The organism is Cupriavidus gilardii (assembly GCF_013314895.1).
GTDB classification, from domain to species: Bacteria; Pseudomonadota; Gammaproteobacteria; order Burkholderiales; family Burkholderiaceae; genus Cupriavidus; species Cupriavidus gilardii_C.
Window position 1 is genome coordinate 124,961 of the sequence record NZ_JABTYE010000013.1, and the last position, 18,842, is coordinate 143,802.

General features: G+C 68.0%; 17 protein-coding genes. 2 read left to right on the forward strand and 15 right to left on the reverse strand.

Annotated features, from left to right (window positions below; all coding sequences use genetic code 11):
- Positions 1-3 precede the first annotated feature (3 nt).
- Positions 4-714, reverse strand: a complete 711-nt coding sequence (locus HTY53_RS14605; protein ID WP_174107323.1) for a haloacid dehalogenase type II — start codon at positions 712-714, stop codon at positions 4-6.
- Positions 715-1,023: 309 nt separating this feature from the next.
- Here HTY53_RS14605 and HTY53_RS14610 point away from each other — a divergent pair, with 309 nt between their 5' ends.
- The gene (locus tag HTY53_RS14610) at positions 1,024-1,974 is read left to right on the forward strand and encodes a LysR family transcriptional regulator (RefSeq protein ID WP_174107324.1); all 951 of its coding nucleotides are present in this window, start codon (positions 1,024-1,026) and stop codon (positions 1,972-1,974) included.
- Positions 1,975-2,118: 144 nt separating this feature from the next.
- Positions 2,119-2,553: a universal stress protein gene (locus HTY53_RS14615; RefSeq protein WP_149319063.1), complete on the forward strand. Its 435-nt coding sequence runs from the start codon at positions 2,119-2,121 to the stop codon at positions 2,551-2,553.
- A gap of 180 nt (positions 2,554-2,733) precedes the next feature.
- Here HTY53_RS14615 and aceA read toward each other — a convergent pair whose 3' ends face one another.
- From aceA to HTY53_RS14680, 14 genes are all read right to left on the reverse strand, one after another.
- On the reverse strand, positions 2,734-4,026 hold the full coding sequence (gene aceA, locus HTY53_RS14620) for an isocitrate lyase (protein ID WP_174107325.1): 1,293 nt from the start codon (positions 4,024-4,026) through the stop codon (positions 2,734-2,736).
- A 348-nt stretch (positions 4,027-4,374) separates the two neighbouring features.
- Positions 4,375-4,878 (reverse strand): ribonuclease E activity regulator RraA, encoded by a 504-nt coding sequence (gene rraA / locus HTY53_RS14625; RefSeq protein WP_174107326.1) that lies wholly within the window; start codon positions 4,876-4,878, stop codon positions 4,375-4,377.
- A gap of 166 nt (positions 4,879-5,044) precedes the next feature.
- Positions 5,045-5,860 (reverse strand): LytR/AlgR family response regulator transcription factor, encoded by an 816-nt coding sequence (locus tag HTY53_RS14630; RefSeq protein ID WP_174107327.1) that lies wholly within the window; start codon positions 5,858-5,860, stop codon positions 5,045-5,047.
- A gap of 113 nt (positions 5,861-5,973) precedes the next feature.
- Positions 5,974-7,173 (reverse strand): sensor histidine kinase, encoded by a 1,200-nt coding sequence (locus HTY53_RS14635; protein ID WP_174107328.1) that lies wholly within the window; start codon positions 7,171-7,173, stop codon positions 5,974-5,976.
- 423 nt (positions 7,174-7,596) lie between these two features.
- Positions 7,597-8,553 (reverse strand): CysB family HTH-type transcriptional regulator, encoded by a 957-nt coding sequence (locus tag HTY53_RS14640; RefSeq protein ID WP_174107329.1) that lies wholly within the window; start codon positions 8,551-8,553, stop codon positions 7,597-7,599.
- Positions 8,550-9,701 (reverse strand): sulfate/molybdate ABC transporter ATP-binding protein, encoded by a 1,152-nt coding sequence (locus tag HTY53_RS14645; RefSeq protein ID WP_174107330.1) that lies wholly within the window; start codon positions 9,699-9,701, stop codon positions 8,550-8,552. Before HTY53_RS14645 ends, HTY53_RS14640 begins: the two co-directional genes overlap by 4 nt.
- Entirely contained in the window at positions 9,698-10,741 is a 1,044-nt protein-coding gene (gene cysW / locus HTY53_RS14650; RefSeq protein ID WP_174107331.1) for a sulfate ABC transporter permease subunit CysW, read from the reverse strand. Before cysW ends, HTY53_RS14645 begins: the two co-directional genes overlap by 4 nt.
- 1 nt (position 10,742) lies before the next feature.
- Entirely contained in the window at positions 10,743-11,714 is a 972-nt protein-coding gene (gene cysT, locus HTY53_RS14655) for a sulfate ABC transporter permease subunit CysT (protein ID WP_254599960.1), read from the reverse strand.
- Positions 11,715-11,892: 178 nt separating this feature from the next.
- Positions 11,893-12,561, reverse strand: a complete 669-nt coding sequence (locus HTY53_RS14660; RefSeq protein WP_174107332.1) for an RBBP9/YdeN family alpha/beta hydrolase — start codon at positions 12,559-12,561, stop codon at positions 11,893-11,895.
- Positions 12,558-13,484, reverse strand: a complete 927-nt coding sequence (locus HTY53_RS14665) for an EAL domain-containing protein (RefSeq protein WP_174107333.1) — start codon at positions 13,482-13,484, stop codon at positions 12,558-12,560. The genes HTY53_RS14660 and HTY53_RS14665 overlap by 4 nt, the downstream gene beginning before the upstream one ends.
- A 21-nt stretch (positions 13,485-13,505) precedes the next feature.
- A complete protein-coding gene (locus tag HTY53_RS14670; protein WP_174107334.1) occupies positions 13,506-14,513 on the reverse strand; it encodes a sulfate ABC transporter substrate-binding protein in 1,008 nt (335 codons plus the stop codon).
- Positions 14,514-14,788: 275 nt separating this feature from the next.
- Positions 14,789-15,007, reverse strand: coding sequence for a DNA-binding protein (locus tag HTY53_RS25060; protein ID WP_368041001.1), 219 nt, complete (start codon positions 15,005-15,007; stop codon positions 14,789-14,791).
- Between the two features lie 98 nt (positions 15,008-15,105).
- The gene (clpB, locus tag HTY53_RS14675; RefSeq protein WP_174107335.1) at positions 15,106-17,694 is read right to left on the reverse strand and encodes an ATP-dependent chaperone ClpB; all 2,589 of its coding nucleotides are present in this window, start codon (positions 17,692-17,694) and stop codon (positions 15,106-15,108) included.
- 179 nt (positions 17,695-17,873) lie between these two features.
- The gene (locus HTY53_RS14680; protein WP_174107336.1) at positions 17,874-18,842 is read right to left on the reverse strand and encodes a MaoC/PaaZ C-terminal domain-containing protein; all 969 of its coding nucleotides are present in this window, start codon (positions 18,840-18,842) and stop codon (positions 17,874-17,876) included.

Sequence of the window (18,842 nt, forward strand, 5' to 3'; positions counted from 1 at the left end):
CTCTTATCCGTGCGCCACGGCGAGGCCGCGTGCGCGCACGAAATCGAGCAGGTCGTTCATGTCGTGCCCGGTTCCGGTCGGCTCGGCGTCGAGCCGCTCCGCCGGGTGGCCGGCACGGTTGATCCAGAACGTGGTGTAGCCGAACCAGGTCGCGCCGCATGCGTCCCAGCCGTTGGACGAGACGAACAGCATCTCGCGAGCCGGCACGCCGAAGGCCGCGGGACCGAGCGCGTAGGCGGCCGGTGCGGTCTTGTACTGACGCACCGCGTCGACCGACAGCACATGGTCGAACAGGCCCTGCATGCCCGCGCTCTTGACCGAGATATCGAGCATCTCCGGATTGCCGTTGGACAGAATGCCCAGCGGCAGACCGGCCGCGCGCAGCCGGCGCAGCGCCCCCAGGTTCTCCGGGAAGGCCGACAGGCAGGCGTATTCCTTCAGCAGTTGCGCCTCGGCGGCCGTATCGAGCCGCAGATCCAGCCGCTGCGCCGCATAGCGCAGCGCGTCGACGGTGATCGCCCAGAACGGCTTGTACCAGGCGCCGTCGGGCGCGGCCATCGTGCGGATCCGCGTGTAATCGATCTGGCGATCGCGCCACAGCAGCGCCAGCGCCTCGCCCTTGCCGGGAAACAACTGCTCCGCGCGCGCCGTGACGGAGTACACGTCGAACAGCGTGCCATAGGCATCGAAGACGACGGCGCGGATCGGGTTCATGGAAGGCAAGGATCGGAACGTCGGTGACCGGGGTTGCGGGCCGCGGCCGAGGGCCGGCGTACCACGAATTCCGAGCATTGTAGGCAGGCGCTGCAGCGCGGCATAGCCGGCCCCGGTCACTTGATCTTTTACTTTTGCCCTACTAATCTTGGCGAACCGTCGGAAGATCCGAAACCAATATCGGTTCCGGCACTTGCCGCCGCTGGTCGGCACGTATCGCCAAGGCCGCTTTGCGTCGCGCGAGCCGCACCGGCCGCGCCAGCCGTGCCACCCGCAAGAAGCCGGACCGCCCCCATACGTCGGAGACACGTGGATCATTTCAAGCAACTGGCGACCTTCGTCTCGGTCGCCTCGCGCGGCAGCCTGTCCGCCGCCGCCACCGCCGAGGGCGTCGCGCCGGCCATCATCGGCCGCCGCATCGATGCGCTCGAGGAACGGCTGGGCGTCAAGCTGCTGGTGCGCACCACCCGCAAGATCACGCTGACCTTCGAGGGCTCGGCCTTCCTCGAGGACTGCCAGCGCATCCTGAACGATCTGCAGAACGCCGAGGCCAGCGTTTCGGCGGGCGGCGTCAAGGCCAGCGGCCATCTGCGCGTGACGGCGCCGGCCGGCTTCGGCCGCAAGCACGTGGCGCCGGTGGTGCCGCTGTTCATCGAATCGCATCCGGACGTGACCATCACGCTGGACCTGTCGGACCGCGTGGTCGATCTGGTCAACGAGGGCTTCGATTGCGCGATACGGCTGGGCGATCTGCCCGATTCGAGCCTGGTGTCGATCCGGCTGGCCGAAAACCGCCGCGTGGTGGTGGCCGCGCCCTCGTACCTGGCCCGCCGCGGCACACCGCAAACGCCGGAAGAACTGGCCGCGCACAACTGCCTGGCCTTCGGCGCCAGTGCCAACGTGCAGCGCGGCTGGGTGTTTCAGCAGGACGGGCGCCCGGTCACGGTCAAGGTCGGCGGCAATATGGAGTGCACCGACGGCGCGGTGCTGCACGCGTGGTGCCTGCAGGGGCACGGGCTGGCGTGGCGCTCGTGGTGGGAGGTCGGCCACGAGATCGCAACCGGGCGCCTCGTTACGGTGCTCGACGAATTCCAGGCGCCGCCGATCGGCATTCACGCGGTGTTTCCGCAGCGCAAGCATCTGCCGCTGCGGGTGCGGCTGTTTATCGATCATCTGAAGAACACCTACGGCAACCCGGCCTATTGGCGCCGCGGCGAGCAGGCCCCGCTGCCGGCGTCGGACGAACCGGTCGGTGCCTGAGCGTGCACCGGCGGTCGGGCAAGGGTTCGCCCGCGATGCATTAGCCGCCACACTGGCTACAATAAAGTCAGCGCGGGCCAGGTCTGTGCGCCCGCTTCCGCTGCCCTCGGGCATGCCTTTGGACGCATCGCAAGGAGAACGGCCATGTTCAAGCACATCCTGCTCCCCACTGACGGTTCGGAGCTGTCCAAGAAAGCGATCGACGGCGGCATCGAACTGGCCAGGGCCATCGGCGCGCGGGTCACGGCCTATGTCTGTCTCGAGGAATATCCGTACACGCCCTTCAGCGAAATCGTGGTCGAGGCCCCGCAGGCCTTCAAGGACCGCATCGAGGCGCAGGCGCGCATCTATCTGAAGGAGGTCGAAACCGCCGCCACCGCGGCCGGTGTGCCTTGCGACACCGATATGTCGACCTTCGCGGTGCCCTATCTGGGCATCATCGACGCGGCCGAACGGCATGGCTGCGACGTGATCTTCATGGCCTCGCACGGCCGCCGCGGCCTGTCCGGCCTGCTGCTCGGCAGCGAGACGCAGAAGGTGCTGACGCATACCGATATTCCGGTGATCGTCTACCGGTGAGGTAGCCAGCCTTCAGTGACCGCTCTCCCCTTGGATGCTCCCTCTCCCCCTCAGGGGGAGAGGGTCGGGGAGAGGGGGTGGTTCAGTGGACCACGGCGGCATCCTGAATGCCCCTTCCCTCTCCCCTGACCCCTCTCCCGCAAGCGGGAGAGGGAACCAGCACGCGGGAGTCTTACGACTTCAAGCCACCTTCTTGTCGAAGAACTGCTCGTCCTCGGTCGAGCCCTTCAGCGCAGTGGTCGACGACTGGCCGCCTTCGATGGTTTGCGTGACCGCGTCGAAGTAACCGGTGCCGACTTCGCGCTGGTGCTTGACCGCGGTGAAGCCCTTCTCGGCCGCCTTGAACTCGGCTTCCTGCAGCTCGACGAACGCGCTCATCTGGTTGCGCGCATAGCCGTAGGCCAGGTTGAACATCGAGTAGTTCAGCGAGTGGAAACCGGCCAGCGTGATGAACTGGAACTTGTAGCCCATCGCACCCAGTTCCTTCTGGAACTTGGCGATGGTGGCGTCGTCCAGGTTCTTCTTCCAGTTGAACGACGGCGAGCAGTTGTAGGCCAGCAGCTTGCCCGGGAACCTGGCGTGCACGGCCTCGGCGAACTTCTTGGCGAACTCCAGATCCGGCTTGCCGGTTTCGCACCAGACCAGATCGGCCACTTCCGCATAGGCCAGTGCACGGGCGATCGACTGCTCGATGCCGGGCTTGGTGCGGTAGAAGCCTTCGACGGTGCGCTCGCCGGTGCAGAACGGCTTGTCGCGGTCATCGATGTCCGAGGTCAGCAGATCGGCCGCTTCGGCATCGGTACGGGCGATCACCAGCGTCGGCACGCCCATCACGTCCGCCGCCAGGCGTGCGGCGGTCAGCTTGGCGACGGCCTCGCGGGTCGGCACCAGCACCTTGCCGCCCATGTGGCCGCACTTCTTGACCGAGGCCAGCTGGTCTTCGAAGTGCACGCCTGCGGCGCCCGCCTCGATCATCGCCTTCATCAGCTCGAAGGCGTTCAGCACGCCGCCGAAGCCGGCTTCCGCATCGGCCACGATCGGCGCGAAGAAATCGATATCGCCCTTGCCTTCGCTCCACTGGATCTGGTCGGCGCGCTGGAAGGTGTTGTTGATCCGCTTGACCACCTGCGGCACCGAGTTGGCCGGATACAGCGACTGGTCCGGATACATCTCGCCGGCCAGGTTGGCGTCGCCGGCGACCTGCCAGCCGGACAGATAGATCGCCTTCAGGCCCGCCTTGACCTGCTGCATCGCCTGGTTGCCGGTCAGCGCGCCCAGCGTGTTGACGAACGGCTCGGTATTGAGCAGATGCCACAGCTTCTCGGCACCACGGCGGGCCAGCGTGTGCTCGATCTGGACCGAGCCGCGCAGGCGCACCACGTCCTCGGCGGTGTAGTGGCGGTTGATGCCCTTCCAGCGCGGGTTGGTTTTCCAGTCTTGCTTGAGCTTTTGTGCTTCGATTTCGCGGGACATGTCACTCTCCTGTTGATTGGGGTTCGGCAAATCTTTGCGACGCAACCGGATGGGAGCCGGTCTGCCGACCTGGGCGCCCGTTGCCGGATTTCTCCGTTCCGGCGGCGCCACAAGTCATATGTCTTATATAAGAGTGTAGAGAAGCGTCCCGCGACGCAACAAGGCTGAATGCGGCCCGCGCCGCAGATTTTTTATCCTTAAATTTCAGTAGCTTAGCGAAAGTATTTCACGATACGGCAAGACCTTTCCCAACATGAGAAACGACCGTTGTGCCGCGCACCCATGTATTTTTGCGCATCAAAACGTCTTTCCGCATCGTGAAATTGTGTGCAAGGACTGTCGCGCGGTTCAGGCCGCCTTGCCCAGTTCGACATCGGACACCAGCACGCCGTCCTCGTCGACGTAGATCCAGTTGCCCGGCCGCACCACCGCGCCCGGCATCTGCACGGCCACCTCGCGCTGTCCGCTGTTGCGCTTTTCGCTCTTGCGCGGATGCACGCCGAGCGCGCGGATGCCGATGTCGCAATCGTTGAGCTCGACCGTATCGCGCACATAACCGTTGAGCACGATGCCGGCCCAGCCGTTCTTCTGGCCCAGTTGGCCGAGATTGCCGCCGACCAGCGCGCAGCGCGCCGAGCCGCCCGCGTCGACGACCAGCACCCTGCCCTGGCCTGGCGATTCCAGCGCCTCGCGCACCAGCGAGTTGTCCTCGAACACCTTCAGCGTCATGGCAGGGCCGGCAAAGCGCGCGCGCTTGCCGAATGCCTGCCAGCCCGGCGTCAGCACGCGCAGCGAGCCGTCGGCCAGGCGTGCCTCGTGATCGTCGCAAAGGTCGGTGGTGGCGAAATCCATGGCAAATCACTCCTCGATAAGCAGGGGAAACAAGAGGAAAAAGCGAAGACGGTCCGGCGCAACGCGGGCCCGCTGCGTCCGATGGGGCGGCGCAGCCGAAGCATCATAGAGGAAAACGACGGCCCGAAAACCGCGGGAAACCGGCGCGCCTGCGCGGCGCCCGGCCTTACATCTGCTTGAACAGATAGGCGTATTGCCGCGCCACCGCCAACGTCTCCGGCCGGTTGCGCAGCTTCAGCGTCAGCCGCCCCAGCGACTGGTTGACCGCGGCGGCGACGCAATCGATGTTGACCACGGTGCCGCGATGGATCTGCCAGAAGCGGTCGGGATCGAGCTGCTGGGTCAGCTCGCGCAGGCTGGTGCGGATCAGCGCTTCGCCGCTGTTCGACACCACGTTGACGTACTTGTCGGTCGCCTCGAGGTAGATCACCTCGTCGACCGGGATGATCCGCACTTCCTGGCCGACCAGCGCCTTGATGAAGCGCAGATACGGCCCGCCGGTGCGCGCGATGGTGTCGCGGTCGAGCGCCTCGAGCCGGTTCAGCAGTTGCTCCAGCCGCTCCCCTTCGAGCGCGCCCGCCGAGGCGGTGCCGTCCATCGTCTGCGGCGGCATCGCCAGCCGTGTCTTGAGCCGGTTGACGGTCGCCTCCAGCCGCTCGCGCTGGATCGGCTTGAGCACGTAGTCGACGGCTGCGCTCTCGAAGGCCTCGAGCGCAAACTGGTCGTAGGCGGTCACGAACACCACCAGCGGCGCGCCGGGCTTGCCCAACAGTTCGCGCGCGACGTCCATGCCGGTGATGCCGGGCATCCGGATATCGAGAAAGGCGACCCGCGGCGCGTGCTGACGCACCGCTTCGAGCGCCGACACCCCGTCATGGACTGTCGCGACGATCTGCGCCTCCGGCCACAGGCTGGCTAGTTCGGCATGCAGGACACGGGCGAGCAGCGGTTCGTCGTCGGCAATCAGCAGGGTCGGCGTCATCGTGAAGTCGGTGGCAGTCGATCGTGGTTCATCGGCGGTCAACGGGGACCGTCGGCGGTAACGGAGGGCGGCCGGCGGCGACGACAGCCAGCCGCCACGCCGCGGAATCGGTATCAGGACCGCGCGGCGGCCGAGGCAGCAGGCACGGGCGGCACCGGCACGGCCGGCGTGGCCCCGGCCGGCGCCGTTCCGCAGGTGGCAGCCGGCGCGGACACGCCCTGCTGGGCCGGCTTGCGCGTGACCGGCACGGTCAGCCGCACCACCACGCCGCTGGGCACGTTCTCCTCGATCTGCATCGCCGCCGCGGCGCCGAAGATCCGCGCCAGCCGTTCGCGCACATGGGTCAGCCCCAGGCCCGAGCCCTTGACCGGTGCCTGCGCGAAACCGACGCCGGTATCGGCGATCGACACCTGCACGGCGTTCTCGCCCTGGGCGCGCGCCGACACGGTGATGCGCCCGCCCGCCATGCACGGTTCGATGCCATGCGTGACGGCGTTTTCGACCAGCGGCTGGATCAGCATTGGCGGAATCTCGACCTCGGCCAGATCGTCCGGCAGATCGAACTGATAGGACAGGCGCTGGCCGAAGCGCAGCCCCTGGATATCGAGATAGCTGCGCAGCAGCGCGAACTCCTGCTGCAGCGTGCATTGCTCCGCGCGGGTATGGGCCAGCGAGCGCCGCAGGAAGCCGATCAGCCCCTGCAGCAGCTTGCGGGCGGCGCGCGGATCGGTGGCGATCAGGCCGTCCAGATGGGCCAGCGAATTGAACAGGAAGTGAGGTTCGATCTGCGCCTGCAGCGCCATCAGCTGCGCGCGCACCAGCTGCTTTTCGGCCTCCTCGCGCTGCAGCGCGTCCAGGGCGGCCTGACGCTGCAGGAAGGCCAGGCGCTCGCGCGACCAGTAGAAATAAATCATGCTGGTCGCCGCCAGCATTCCGACCACCAGGCACATGCGCAGCATGTCGTTGGCCTCTTCCATCGACTTGGGCGGCAGGTCCAACACCATCCGCGTCGCCCAGCTGCCGAACAGCACGCCCAGCGGCACCGCGGCGATCGCCAGCAGGATGAAGGGCCAGCCCGCCGGACGCTCGTTGCGCCAGATCACCACGCGCGGAATATCGATCAGCGCCCAGATCGACAGGCCGATCAGCTCGCTATAGACGAAGTTCTTCAGGAAAGTGCCGCCGGTCTGGAAGCCCCAGGTCAGGCTGACCGCAATCACGGCGTTCATGATCAGCACGAACACCAGATCGCGCCCCAGCAGCGTCAGGCGGGAAGGAATGGCGTGGGTGAAACAGCGGTGCGTCGATCTCATGTCGCCTCCGTCCGTCCACCGCCACCTCGGCATTGCGGGTGTGGGGAGGGACTGTTGCCTCATTCTAGCCGCCACCCGCCCATGTTCCATGCGGCGGTGCGGCCCCCACCGCGGCACTCGCCATCTCGGAGGCGGATCGCACGCGGCACGGGATGATCGGCGATGCGGTGCAGCATGGCGCGCGGCCGCTGCATCGATTCGCATCCCGTGTCCGTGCGCATACTGTAACCCGGGTGACGAGGCGAATGAAACCCGGATGCGACGAACGGGGCGAGCGGCGGCGCGAAGCGGCCGCTGCCGGGCCCGAACCGGATGCGTCAGGGCGATGGCTTGACGGGCCGAAGCAACGAGGCACCGCGGCGAACGCGCGGTGCACGAGCAAGCCGGCATGCCGCAGCGCCGCGATGGGGCGCTGCATGCCGCCTACGCGGCCTCGGCCGTCAGCGCGCCGACGCTGCCGCTCTCCGACAACGCGCTGCTGACCGCCTGCTCCGACAGATGCGGCGCGAACAGCTGGATGAAGGCATGCGCGTAGCCGCGCAGATAGGCGCCGCGGCGCACCGCCACGCTGGTGGTGTTCGGTGCGAACAGATGGTCGGCCGAGATCCGCACCAGGCCGCTGTCCTTGCGCGCGTCGTAGGCCATCGAGGCGATGATGCCGACGCCGAGATCGAGCTCGGCATAGGTCTTGATCACGTCGGCGTCGAGCGCGGTCAGCACGATCTCCGGCTGCAGGCCGGCCTGCGCGAACGCGCTGTCGATCTTGCGGCGGCCGGTGAAGCCCGCGTCGTAGGTGATGATCGGAAAGCCGGCCAGATCCTCCAGCGTGGGCTCGGGCAGGCGCGTCAGCGGATGGTCGGGCGCGACCACCAGCACGTGGCGCCACGTATAGGCGTCGAACGCGGTCAGCGACGGTTCGCTCGCCAGCGCCTCGGTGGCGATGCCGATATCGGCCTGCCCCGACAGCAGCAGCTCGACGATATGGTTGGGCGAGGCCTCCTGCAGCGCCAGCGTGACGTGCGGATAGGCGCGCCGGAATTCGGTCACGACCTTCGGCAGCGCGTAACGCGCCTGCGTATGCGTAGTGGCGACCGTCAGCCGGCCGGTATGGCGGCCGGCGAATTCGTCGCCGGCCTGGCGCAGGTTTTCCGCCTCGAGCAGCAGCCGCTCGACGATGCGGACGATCTCACGGCCCGGCGCGGTCAGGCCGGTCAGCCGCTTGCCGTAGCGCTCGAAGATCTCGACGCCCAGTTCTTCCTCGAGCTCGCGGATCTGGCGCGACACGCCCGGTTGCGAGGTGTACAGCGCGTTGGCGACCTCGGTCAGATTGAACTGGCGGCGCACCGCCTCGCGAATCGATCGCAGTTGCTGGAAATTCATCGCACCGCTCCCGCCTGCGCCACCTTGCCGGCCGCAGCCTGCGCGCCGGCGAACACCCGCATCCGGCGCGGCCGCGCTGCCAGCAGCTCGCCCTCGCGGTAGCCGTCGCGCTGGAAGCGCTCGAGCGGCAGCACCACCTCGATCAGCTCGCGGTTATCCTCCCGCTCCAGTTCCAGTTGCGCGACCGGACCGAGCGCCAGCGCGCGCCGCAGCGTGGCGACAATGCCGTCCGCGCCGGGCGCATAACGCTCGAGCTCGACATCGTGGGGACGCACGTAGCCGACCGCCTCCGCGCCCTCCGCCTCGTCGAACGATGCCAGCCCGTCCTCGCCGGCGCCGGCAGAGGCATCGGACAGCGGCAGCAGCGTCGCGCCGGTACGCAGCGCCCCGCCCTCGGCCCCGCGCTCGAGCCGTCCGTGGATGCGATTGACATGGCCGAGGAAGCCGAACACGAAGGGCGTGGCCGGATGTTCGTAGACCGCCTGCGGCGAGCCCACCTGTTCGACGCGGCCGCGCTGCATCAGCACCACGCGATCGGCGACTTCCAGCGCCTCCTCCTGATCGTGCGTGACGAACACGCTGGTCACATGCAGTTCGTCATGCAGGCGCCGCAGCCAGCGGCGCAACTCCTTGCGGACCTTGGCATCGAGCGCGCCGAACGGTTCGTCGAGCAGCAGCACGCGCGGCTCGACCGCCAGCGCGCGGGCCAGCGCGATGCGCTGGCGCTGGCCGCCCGACAGCTGCGGCGGATAACGGTCGGCCAGCCAGTCCAGCTGCACCAGTTCCAGCAGCGCGCGCACCCGCTCGCGGATCTGCGCCTCGCTCGGCCGCTCGCCGCGCGGCTTGACCCGCAGCCCGAAGGCGACGTTCTCGAACACCGTCATATGGCGGAACAGTGCGTAGTGCTGGAACACGAAGCCGACCTGGCGTTGCCGCACCGGTTGGCCGGTCGCATCCTGGCCTTCGAGCAGCACCTGGCCGCGGTCGGCGCGTTCCAGCCCGGCGATCACGCGCAACAGCGTGGTCTTGCCGCAGCCTGACGGCCCCAACAGCGCCGTCAGTTCGCCCTCGGCGAAATCGAGCGTGACGTCGTCCAGCGCAACGAAGTCGCCGAACTGTTTGTGCAGATGCCTGACCTGAATGCTCATGATGTCCATCCCAAGCTGTCTTCCGCATCCGCCGGCCTGGCCGGCGACGCGGTCCCCGTGGTTCGCGCCGGACGCGCGGCGCCATCGGCCAACGCCGGCGCGTTGGCTTGCAATGCGGGCGGCGACGCGAGGTGCAACGCGGCTGGCACGGCCTCGTCGCTCGCTTCGCCCAGTTCGCGCCGCGTGCGGAACTCCACCAGCGTCTTGATCGCCAGCGTCAGCAGGGCCAGCAGCGTCAGCAGCGAGGCCACCGCAAAGGCGGCGACGAAGTTGTATTCGTTGTACAGAATCTCGACGTGCAACGGCATCGTGTTGGTCAGGCCGCGGATATGGCCGGACACCACCGACACCGCGCCGAACTCGCCCATCGCGCGCGCATTGCAAAGGATCACGCCATACAGCAGGCCCCAGCGGATATTGGGCAGCGTCACGCGCCAGAAGGTCTGCCAGCCCGAGGCGCCGAGCACGATCGCGGCTTCCTCTTCCTCGGTGCCCTGCGCCTGCATCAGCGGAATCAATTCGCGTGCGACGAAGGGAAAGGTCACGAAGATGGTTGCCAGCACGATGCCCGGCACCGCGAACAGGATGCGGATATCGTGCTCGGCCAGCCAGGGACCCAGCCAGCCCTGCGCGCCGAACAGCAGTACGTAGATCAGGCCCGAGATCACCGGCGAGACCGAGAACGGCAGATCGATCAGCGTGATCAGCAGGCTCTTGCCGGGAAATTCGAACTTGGCGATGGCCCAGGCCGCGGCGACGCCGAACACCAGATTGAGCGGCACCGCGATCGCCGCCACCGTCAGGGTCAGCTGGATCGCGGACAGCGCGTCGGGCTCGGTCAGCGCGTTCCAGTAGGCGCCCAGGCCCTGGCGCAGGGCCTCGTAGAACACCGCGGCCAGCGGCACGAACAGGAACAGCGTCAGGAACAGCGCCGCCAGCGCGATCAGCGTGCGGCGCACCCACGGCGCCTCGCCAGTGGCATCATGCACGGGCGTCGTCGGCAGCGCGCGTGCCGCGCCCAGAGGAAGGGAGCCGGCCATTTCAGAAGTCTCCGGCCGCAGTCAGCGCGCTCGTGTTGTCGGTGGCGTCGTCACGCGCGTTCGCCGCGCTCTGCCGGCCGCCGTTCTGACGGCGCCGCGACCAGGCCTGCAGCCCATTGATCAGCAGCAGCAAGGCGAACGAGATCAGCAGCATCACCACTGCCACCGCGGTCGCGCCGGCGTAGTCGTACTGCTCGAGCTTTGCGTAGATCATCAGCGGGGCGATCTCGGAGACCATCGGCATATTGCCGCTGATGAACACGACCGAGCCGTACTCGCCGGTGGCGCGCGCAAAGGCCAGCGCAAACCCGGTCAGCAAGGCCGGCGCGATCGCGGGCGCGATCACGCGCTGGAAGGTCTGCCAGCGCGTCGCACCGAGGCTGGCTGCGGCTTCTTCCAGCTCGCGTTCGAGTTCCTCCAGCACCGGCTGCACCGTGCGCACGACGAATGGCAGGCCGATGAAGGTCAGCGCGATCACGACACCCAGCGGGGTGAAGGCGACCTTGATGCCCAGCGGCTCGAGCCAGCGGCCGATCCAGCCATTGCCGGCAAACAGCGCGGTCAGCGCGATGCCGGCCACCGCGGTCGGCAGCGCGAACGGCAGATCGACCAGTGCATCGACCAGGCGCCGCCCTGGAAACCGATATCGCACCAGCACCCAGGCCACCACCAGCCCGAACACGGTGTTGACCAGCGCGGCGATCAGCGAGGCGCCGAAGCTCAGCTTGTAGGCGGCCAGCACGCGCGGCGCCGTGACGATGGCCCAGAAGCTGTCCCAGCTCAACGTGAACGCCTTCAGAAAGGCGGCCGCCAGCGGAATCAGCACGATCAGCGTCAGATACAGCAGCGTGAAGCCGAGCGACAGGCCGAAGCCCGGCAGCACGGTATGGCGCGCGCGCAGCGGCCCCGGCAGCCGCCGCGGGAAGGTCGGCGCCGCTGGCACGGTATCGGTCAATGGCAGGGTGGCAGGCATGGTGTCGGGTTCGAAAGCCGGCGACGGCGACGACGCGCGCCACATTGGGCGTGCGACGGGCGATCGACGTGCGATGGGCCCGCCGGCGCGCCTGTGCGGCGCAGCGGCAGCGGACCAGTAGATTGTGCAGAGCAGCGCTTATATCCAGAACGAATATTTACGCATGTCTTTAGTCGTTCTAGATATATGGGACCGTGGGAATCACTTCGAGTCCCGCCTCCCAGGCCGTGCTGTGGCGGTCATGGGCCCCGTCGGCGCGGCGCGCGTCGATCCGCTGCAGCAGGGTGCCGAGCAGCGCCAGCCCTTCCGGCCAACGGCCGAGGCCCGAGTCCGCGTTGATGTGGCCGAGACTGCCCGCATCGTGCAGTTCGCTGCCCCACAGCGTGCCCCAGGTGAAGGCGGTGCGCTGCGCCATCCACGGGTCGTTGCGGCTGGCCACCAGCAACGTCGGAAACGGCAGCCGGAAGGTCGGCAGCAGCGGCGCGACGCCGAACTTGTCCGGGTCGGCCGGCGCGACCAGCAAGGCGCCGGCGATGCCGTCGGGGTCGTTCGCCGCCTGCCGCAGCGTCGCCAGGCAGCCGAAGCTGTGGGCCACCAGCACCGCGCCGCGCGGCGCGACGCGGCGCACCCGGGCGACGGCGTCGCCGACGCGCTCGGCCCACAGATGCAGGCTGGGACGCGACCAGTCGCGCTGTTCGACCCGCTGCCAGTCGGGAAAGCGGCGTTCCCAGCGGCTCTGCCAGTGCTCGGGGCCGCTGCCGTGCAGGCCCGGCACGGTCAGGATGCCGAGGCCGGACGGCACCTCGAGCTCGATTTCGGCGGCATGGGACGGCAGACGCGACGTCATCTCGGTTCCTCCTGGTCATGGTGACGCAAAGCGTGGGTCGCGCGCCGCAGTTCGCCGGGCCCGAGCGTCGCGCCGGCATAGGCGCCCTGCCCCAGTTCGATGCCCGCCGCCTGCAGCCGCAACGCGGTCTCGGCACTGTCCAGCCGGCGGCCGATCAGCGTGACGCCGGCATCGGCGGCGCTGGTGCGCAGACCGGCCAGCTGGCGGTCGGTCCACAGCCGGCCCATATCGAGCTTGAGCCAGTCCGGCCGCGCCTGCGCGATCAGCACGCCGGCCTCGGCCGGGTCGGACGCCTGCAGGCTGACCGCGAAGCCGTTGCGCCGGTAGTTGCCGACCACCTGCAGCAGCAGCGGCAGATTGTCGTTGGCACTGGCCGGCACCTGGATCACCAGCTGCGATTGCGGCAGGTCGAGCGCCTGCACCGCGCGCCGGAACGCCGCGCCGTGGTCGTCGGCCACCGCGGCAAGCAGGCGGTTGTGTACGTTCAGCACCAGCTTGCCCGTGCCGCCGGCGGCCACATAGTTGATCGCATGCAGCAGCCGCGACAGCCGGTCCAGTGCGACCAGCGAGGCGTCGTCGGCCGCCAGCGCGAACAGCTTCCACGCAGCGAGCCCGGGCTGCTCGCCCGCATAGGTGCGGATGGTGCCTTCGTGGCCGATCGCGCGGCGGTCCGCCAGCGCGATCAGCGGCGCGAACGCGCTGGTCAGCGAGCAATGATGGAAGCGCCCCTGCACCTGTCCGCGGGCATCGCGCCACAGCGAATAGCCGGGCTCGGGCCGGTCCGGCAGCGCCTCGAGATAGCGCGCCAGCGCGGCCGGGATCGGTGCGTCGGCCAGGCCGGCGACCGGTCCGTCGGCATCGGTCGGCGCCAGCGGCGGTCGATAAGCCGGATCGCGGCGGGCCAGCGTGCGACTGTCGTTCATGGACGCTCCCGATCCCGCGGCTCAGCGCCGGCCAGGCTGATAGACCTGGTCGAAGGTGCCGCCATCGGCGAAGTGGGTCTGCTGGGCCTTCTGCCAGCCGCCGAACACCTCGTCGATCGTGAACAGCTTGACCTTCGGGAAGGCCGACGCATATTTGGCGGCCACCTTCTCCGAAATCGGGCGGTAGTAATTGCGCGCGGCAATCTCCTGGCCTTCGTCGGTGTAGAGGAATTGCAGATAGGCCTCGGCGGCGCGGCGCGTGCCGCGCTTGTCGACGACCTTGTCGACCACGGCGACCGGCGGCTCGGCCAGGATCGACACCGACGGCGCGACGATATCGAACTTGTCCGGGCCCAGCTCCTTGATCGCCAGCAGCGCCTCGTTCTCCCAGGCGATCAGCACGTCGCCGATGCCGCGTTCGACGAAGGTCGTGGTCGCGCCCCGGGCGCCGGAGTCCAGCACCGGCACGTTTTTCAGCAGCTGCGCGACGAAATCGCGCGCCTTGGCCTCGTTGCCGCCGGGCTGGCGCAGCGCGTAGCCCCAGGCCGCCAGATAGTTCCAGCGGGCGCCGCCGGAGGTCTTCGGATTGGGCGTGATCACCTGCACGCCGGGCTTGGCCAGGTCGTTCCAGTCGCGGATGGCTTTCGGATTGCCCTTGCGCACCAGGAACACGATGGTCGAGGTATAGGGTGAGGCGTTGTGCGGCAGCCGCTTCTGCCAGTCCGGCTTGATCAGGCCCTTCTGGGCCACCGCATCGATGTCGTAGCCGAGCGCTAGCGTGACCACGTCGGCCTCCAGCCCGTCGATCACCGAGCGTGCCTGCTTGCCCGAGCCGCCGTGCGACTGGCGGATCGTCACGTTGTCGCCGCCGCGCGCCTTCCAGGCCTTGGCAAAGGCGGCGTTGACGTCGACATACAGCTCGCGCGTGGGGTCGTAGGACACGTTCAGCAGGGTCGTTTGGGCCTGCGCGAGACCGGCCACGCCGGCAAGGGACAACACTGCGGCCGCAATGGCCAACTGGCGAATCATCTTCAAGGGCTCCCGTCCGTCGGAAAAAATAAGGCTGGCATGCGCGACGGCATGCATGGGCCATCGCGATAGCATCGAGGCTACCGGCGGGCAAGGCGACGAGGAACGAATGGTTTCGCCGATCCAAGCACGTTTTTCGCATAAGGCGCCAAACGGCCGGGTGATGGCGCTGCCGGGCGGCAGCCAAAAGAAAAAACCCGCGGTACGGGAGCACCGCGGGTCAAGTTTCCAGGAAGGAAACGGGTAGACAAGTCATGAAGTGCGCCCCCGCAGCTTCATGACGGAGTCGATGTTAGCGGCCGGGCGGCCGACGGCGGTTGATCCAGGTCAAGAGTTGCGTTCCGATGCATCGCTTTCGCGCGCGCAATGTCGTCCAGCGCAAGGGCAACAAGCTCACTGTCCCTTTCCTCGAGACAAGCCTCGAGATATGACGCCATGTCGCGTTCGGTCTTCAGATGGTCCGCGACGTCCCAAACCTTGGTTGCTGATGCCACAAGCGGTCCCGAATCGGTAGGTGTACCCCCCTCTCCCCCTCAGGGGGAGAGGGTTGGGGAGAGGGAGGTGGTTTCAACCGGTGGCGACATGACGACCTTCAATGCACCACCCGCCCAAACGTGAACTCCCCATCCCGGTAGTCCACCGGCACCACATCCTTGGCGGCGAACTTGCCTTCCAGGATCAGCCGTGCGACCGGGTTTTCGATCTGCTGCTGGATCGCGCGCTTCAGCGGCCGCGCGCCGAACATCGGATCGTAGCCCGCGCTGGCGATGCGCTCGAGGGCCGCGTCGCTGACTTCCAGCGCCATGTCCATCCGCGCCAGGCGCGCTTGCAGGCGCTGCAGCTGGATCTTCGCGATCGACTCGATGTGCTTCTGGTCGAGCGCGTGGAACACCACCACTTCGTCGATGCGGTTCAGGAACTCCGGCCGGAACTGCGTCTTGACCTCCTGCCACACCGCGCCCTTGATCGCCTCGTGCGGTTCGCCGGTCATCTGCTGGATGATCTGCGAGCCCAGGTTCGAGGTCATCACGATCACCGTGTTCTTGAAGTCCACGGTGCGTCCCTGGCCATCGGTCAGCCTGCCATCGTCGAGCACCTGCAGCAGCACGTTGAACACGTCCGGATGGGCCTTCTCGACTTCGTCGAGCAGCACCACGCTATACGGCTTGCGCCGCACCGCTTCGGTCAGGTAGCCCCCTTCCTCGTAGCCGACATAGCCCGGCGGCGCGCCGATCAGCCGCGACACGCTGTGCTTCTCCATGAATTCGCTCATGTCGATGCGGATCAGATGCTCCTGCGAATCGAACAGGAACTCGGCCAGCGCCTTGCACAGCTCGGTCTTGCCGACGCCGGTCGGGCCGAGGAACAGGAACGAGCCATAAGGCTTGTTCTCGTCGGACAGCCCCGCGCGCGAACGGCGGATCGCGTCGGACACCAGCCGCACGGCCTCGTCCTGGCCGACCACCCGCTTGTGCAGATAGTCCTCCATCGCAATCAGCTTCTCGCGCTCGCCCTGCATCATCTTGGCGACCGGAATGCCGGTCGCGCGGCTGACCACCTCGGCAATCTCCTCGGCGCCGACCTGCGTGCGCAGCAGCCGGTTGGGCTGCTTCTGCTCGCTGGCCTCGGCCGCGGTGGCGGCCTTGAGCTTGCCTTCGAGTTCCGGCAGCTTGCCGTACTGCAGCTCGGCGACCTTGTCGAGCTTGCCCTCGCGTTGCAGCCGCGCGATCTCGAGGCGGATCTTGTCGATCTCCTCCTTCAGCGCAGCGGCGCCCTGGGCCGCGCCCTTCTCGGCCTTCCAGATCTCGTCGAGGTCGGCGTACTCCTTTTCGAGCCGTGCGATCTCCTGCTCGATCAGTTCGAGCCGCTTGCGCGAGGCCTCGTCGGTTTCCTTCTTGACCGCCTCGCGCTCGATCTTCAGCTGGATCGTGCGGCGCTCGAGCTTGTCCATCTCCTCCGGCTTGGAGTCGATTTCCATCTTGATGCGCGCAGCCGCCTCGTCGATCAGGTCGATCGCCTTGTCGGGCAGGAAACGGTCGGTGATATAGCGGTGCGACAACTCGGCCGCGGCGACGATGGCCGGGTCGGTGATCTCGACACCGTGGTGCAGCTCGTACTTTTCCTGCAGACCACGCAGGATCGCGATGGTCGCCTCGACCGTCGGCTCGTCGACCAGCACCTTCTGGAAGCGGCGCTCCAGCGCGGCATCCTTCTCGATGTACTTGCGATACTCGTCCAGCGTGGTCGCGCCGATGCAGTGCAGCTCGCCGCGCGCCAGCGCGGGCTTGAGCATGTTGCCGGCGTCGATCGCGCCCTCGGCCTTGCCGGCGCCGACCATCGTGTGGATCTCGTCGATGAAGACGATGGTCTGGCCCTCGTCCTTGGCGATATCGGACAGCACCGCCTTCAGGCGCTCCTCGAACTCGCCGCGGTACTTGGCCCCGGCCAGCAGGCCGGCCATGTCGAGCACCAGCACGCGCTTGTTCTTCAGCGTTTCGGGCACTTCGCCGTTGACGATGCGCTGCGCCAGCCCTTCGACGATCGCGGTCTTGCCGACGCCGGGCTCGCCGATCAGCACCGGGTTGTTCTTGGTGCGGCGCTGCAGGATCTGGATCGCGCGGCGGATCTCGTCGTCGCGGCCGATCACCGGATCGAGCTTGCCCAGGCGGGCGCGCTCGGTCAGGTCGATCGTGTATTTCTTCAGCGCCTCGCGCTGGGCCTCGGCGTCGGCGCTGTTGACCGACTCGCCGCCGCGCACGGCGTCGATTGCCGCCTCCAGCGACTTGCGGCTCATGCCGTGCTCGCGCGCGATGCGGCCGGTCTCGCCCTTGTCGTCGGCGACCGCGAGCAGGAACAGCTCGCTGGCGACGAACTGGTCGCCGCGTTTGATCGCCTCCTTCTCGGTGGCGTTGAACAGCGCCGCCAGTTCGCGGCCGAGCTGGACCTCGCTGGTGCCCTGCACCTGCGGCAGCCGCTTGATGGCGGCGTCGAGCGCGCTGGCCAGGCCGTTGATGTTGACGCCCGCGCGCGACAGCAGCGCGCGCGCCGAGCCGTCGTTCTGCGCCAGCAGCGCGCGCAACAGGTGCTGCGGTTCGATGTATTGGTTGTCGTTGCCGATGGCCAGGGACTGGGCATCGGCCAGCGCTTCCTGGAATCGGGTAGTCAGTTTGTCAAGACGCATAGGGAAACCCTCTCTGGGATACGTGTCCCGAGGCGGCCCCCGCGGCGCAGTCGGTGCGCAACGCGTCGTCGGCCGGCAGGACACCGGATGTCACTGCCGAAGATAGGGCTTTGCCGTGACATTTCAAGACGAAGCGCTGCGTCATTTGATGTGGCGCAAGCAGCGCGCCATCGCACCGCTCAGGAGGACACCGCGGCCGGCCGGTCCTGACCGAGGTCCTCGGCTCCGCCCGCCCCCTTTTTCTCCAGATTGCGTACCAGCACCAGCGCCTCGCCCTGCAGCACCAGCCGGCCGCCCTCGCCGGTGATGTCGGTGGCCAGATTGACCAGCTCCTTGTCGGTGCGCAGCCGCACGATCCGCACCGACGCCCGCAGCGGCTCGCCCAGCCGGGCCGCCGCGCGCAGCCGCAGCGACTGCTTCATCCAGCCGGTGCCGCGCCCCGGCAGCCGGGTGCCCAGCAGGTCGGAGAACATGCCGGCCAGCAGCGGCAGTGGCAGCACCGGACCGTCGAAGCCGCGGCGCCTGGCCAGGGCCGGATCCGTGTAGAGCGGATTGGCATCCTCGCTGAGGGCCACATAGTCGTCGATATCGGCGCGCTCGAAGCTGCGCACGGCGTCGGCCTGCTGCCCCGGCCTGAGGTGATACAGCGCCGCATCGCCGGCCACGGCGGCGACCGAGCCCGCCGCGCCGTCGATCAGCGGGCCGGCGAGCGCGGCGGCATCGGGGTCGAGCAGCAGCTCGGCCTCGCCGCTCGCCGTGACCGGCGCCTCGTCGGCCGACACCGCGCGGCCGCCGCGCTGGACGCAGCGGATCGCGGTCCGCAGCGCGACCCGCCCCGCTGCGCCCTCCCCCGGCACCACTTCCGCCACCACGCCGTCGCCGACGTAGGTCGGCTGCGGAAACATCAGCGTCTGCGCCAGCGGCAGCACTGGCCCCGCGCGGCCGCGCTGCATCTGCGCGCACAGCAGCGAGAACAGCAGCATGCCGTGCGCGACGGTGGCGCCGAAATGCGTGCCGCGCGCGAACGCCGGATCGCAGTGGATCGGATTGTCGTCGCGCGACAGGCGCGCGAAGCGATCGAAGTCGTCCTGCGTCAGCACGCGCGGTGCACCGCGCAGGGACGACACCGCAGGCTGCCTCGTTGCCAT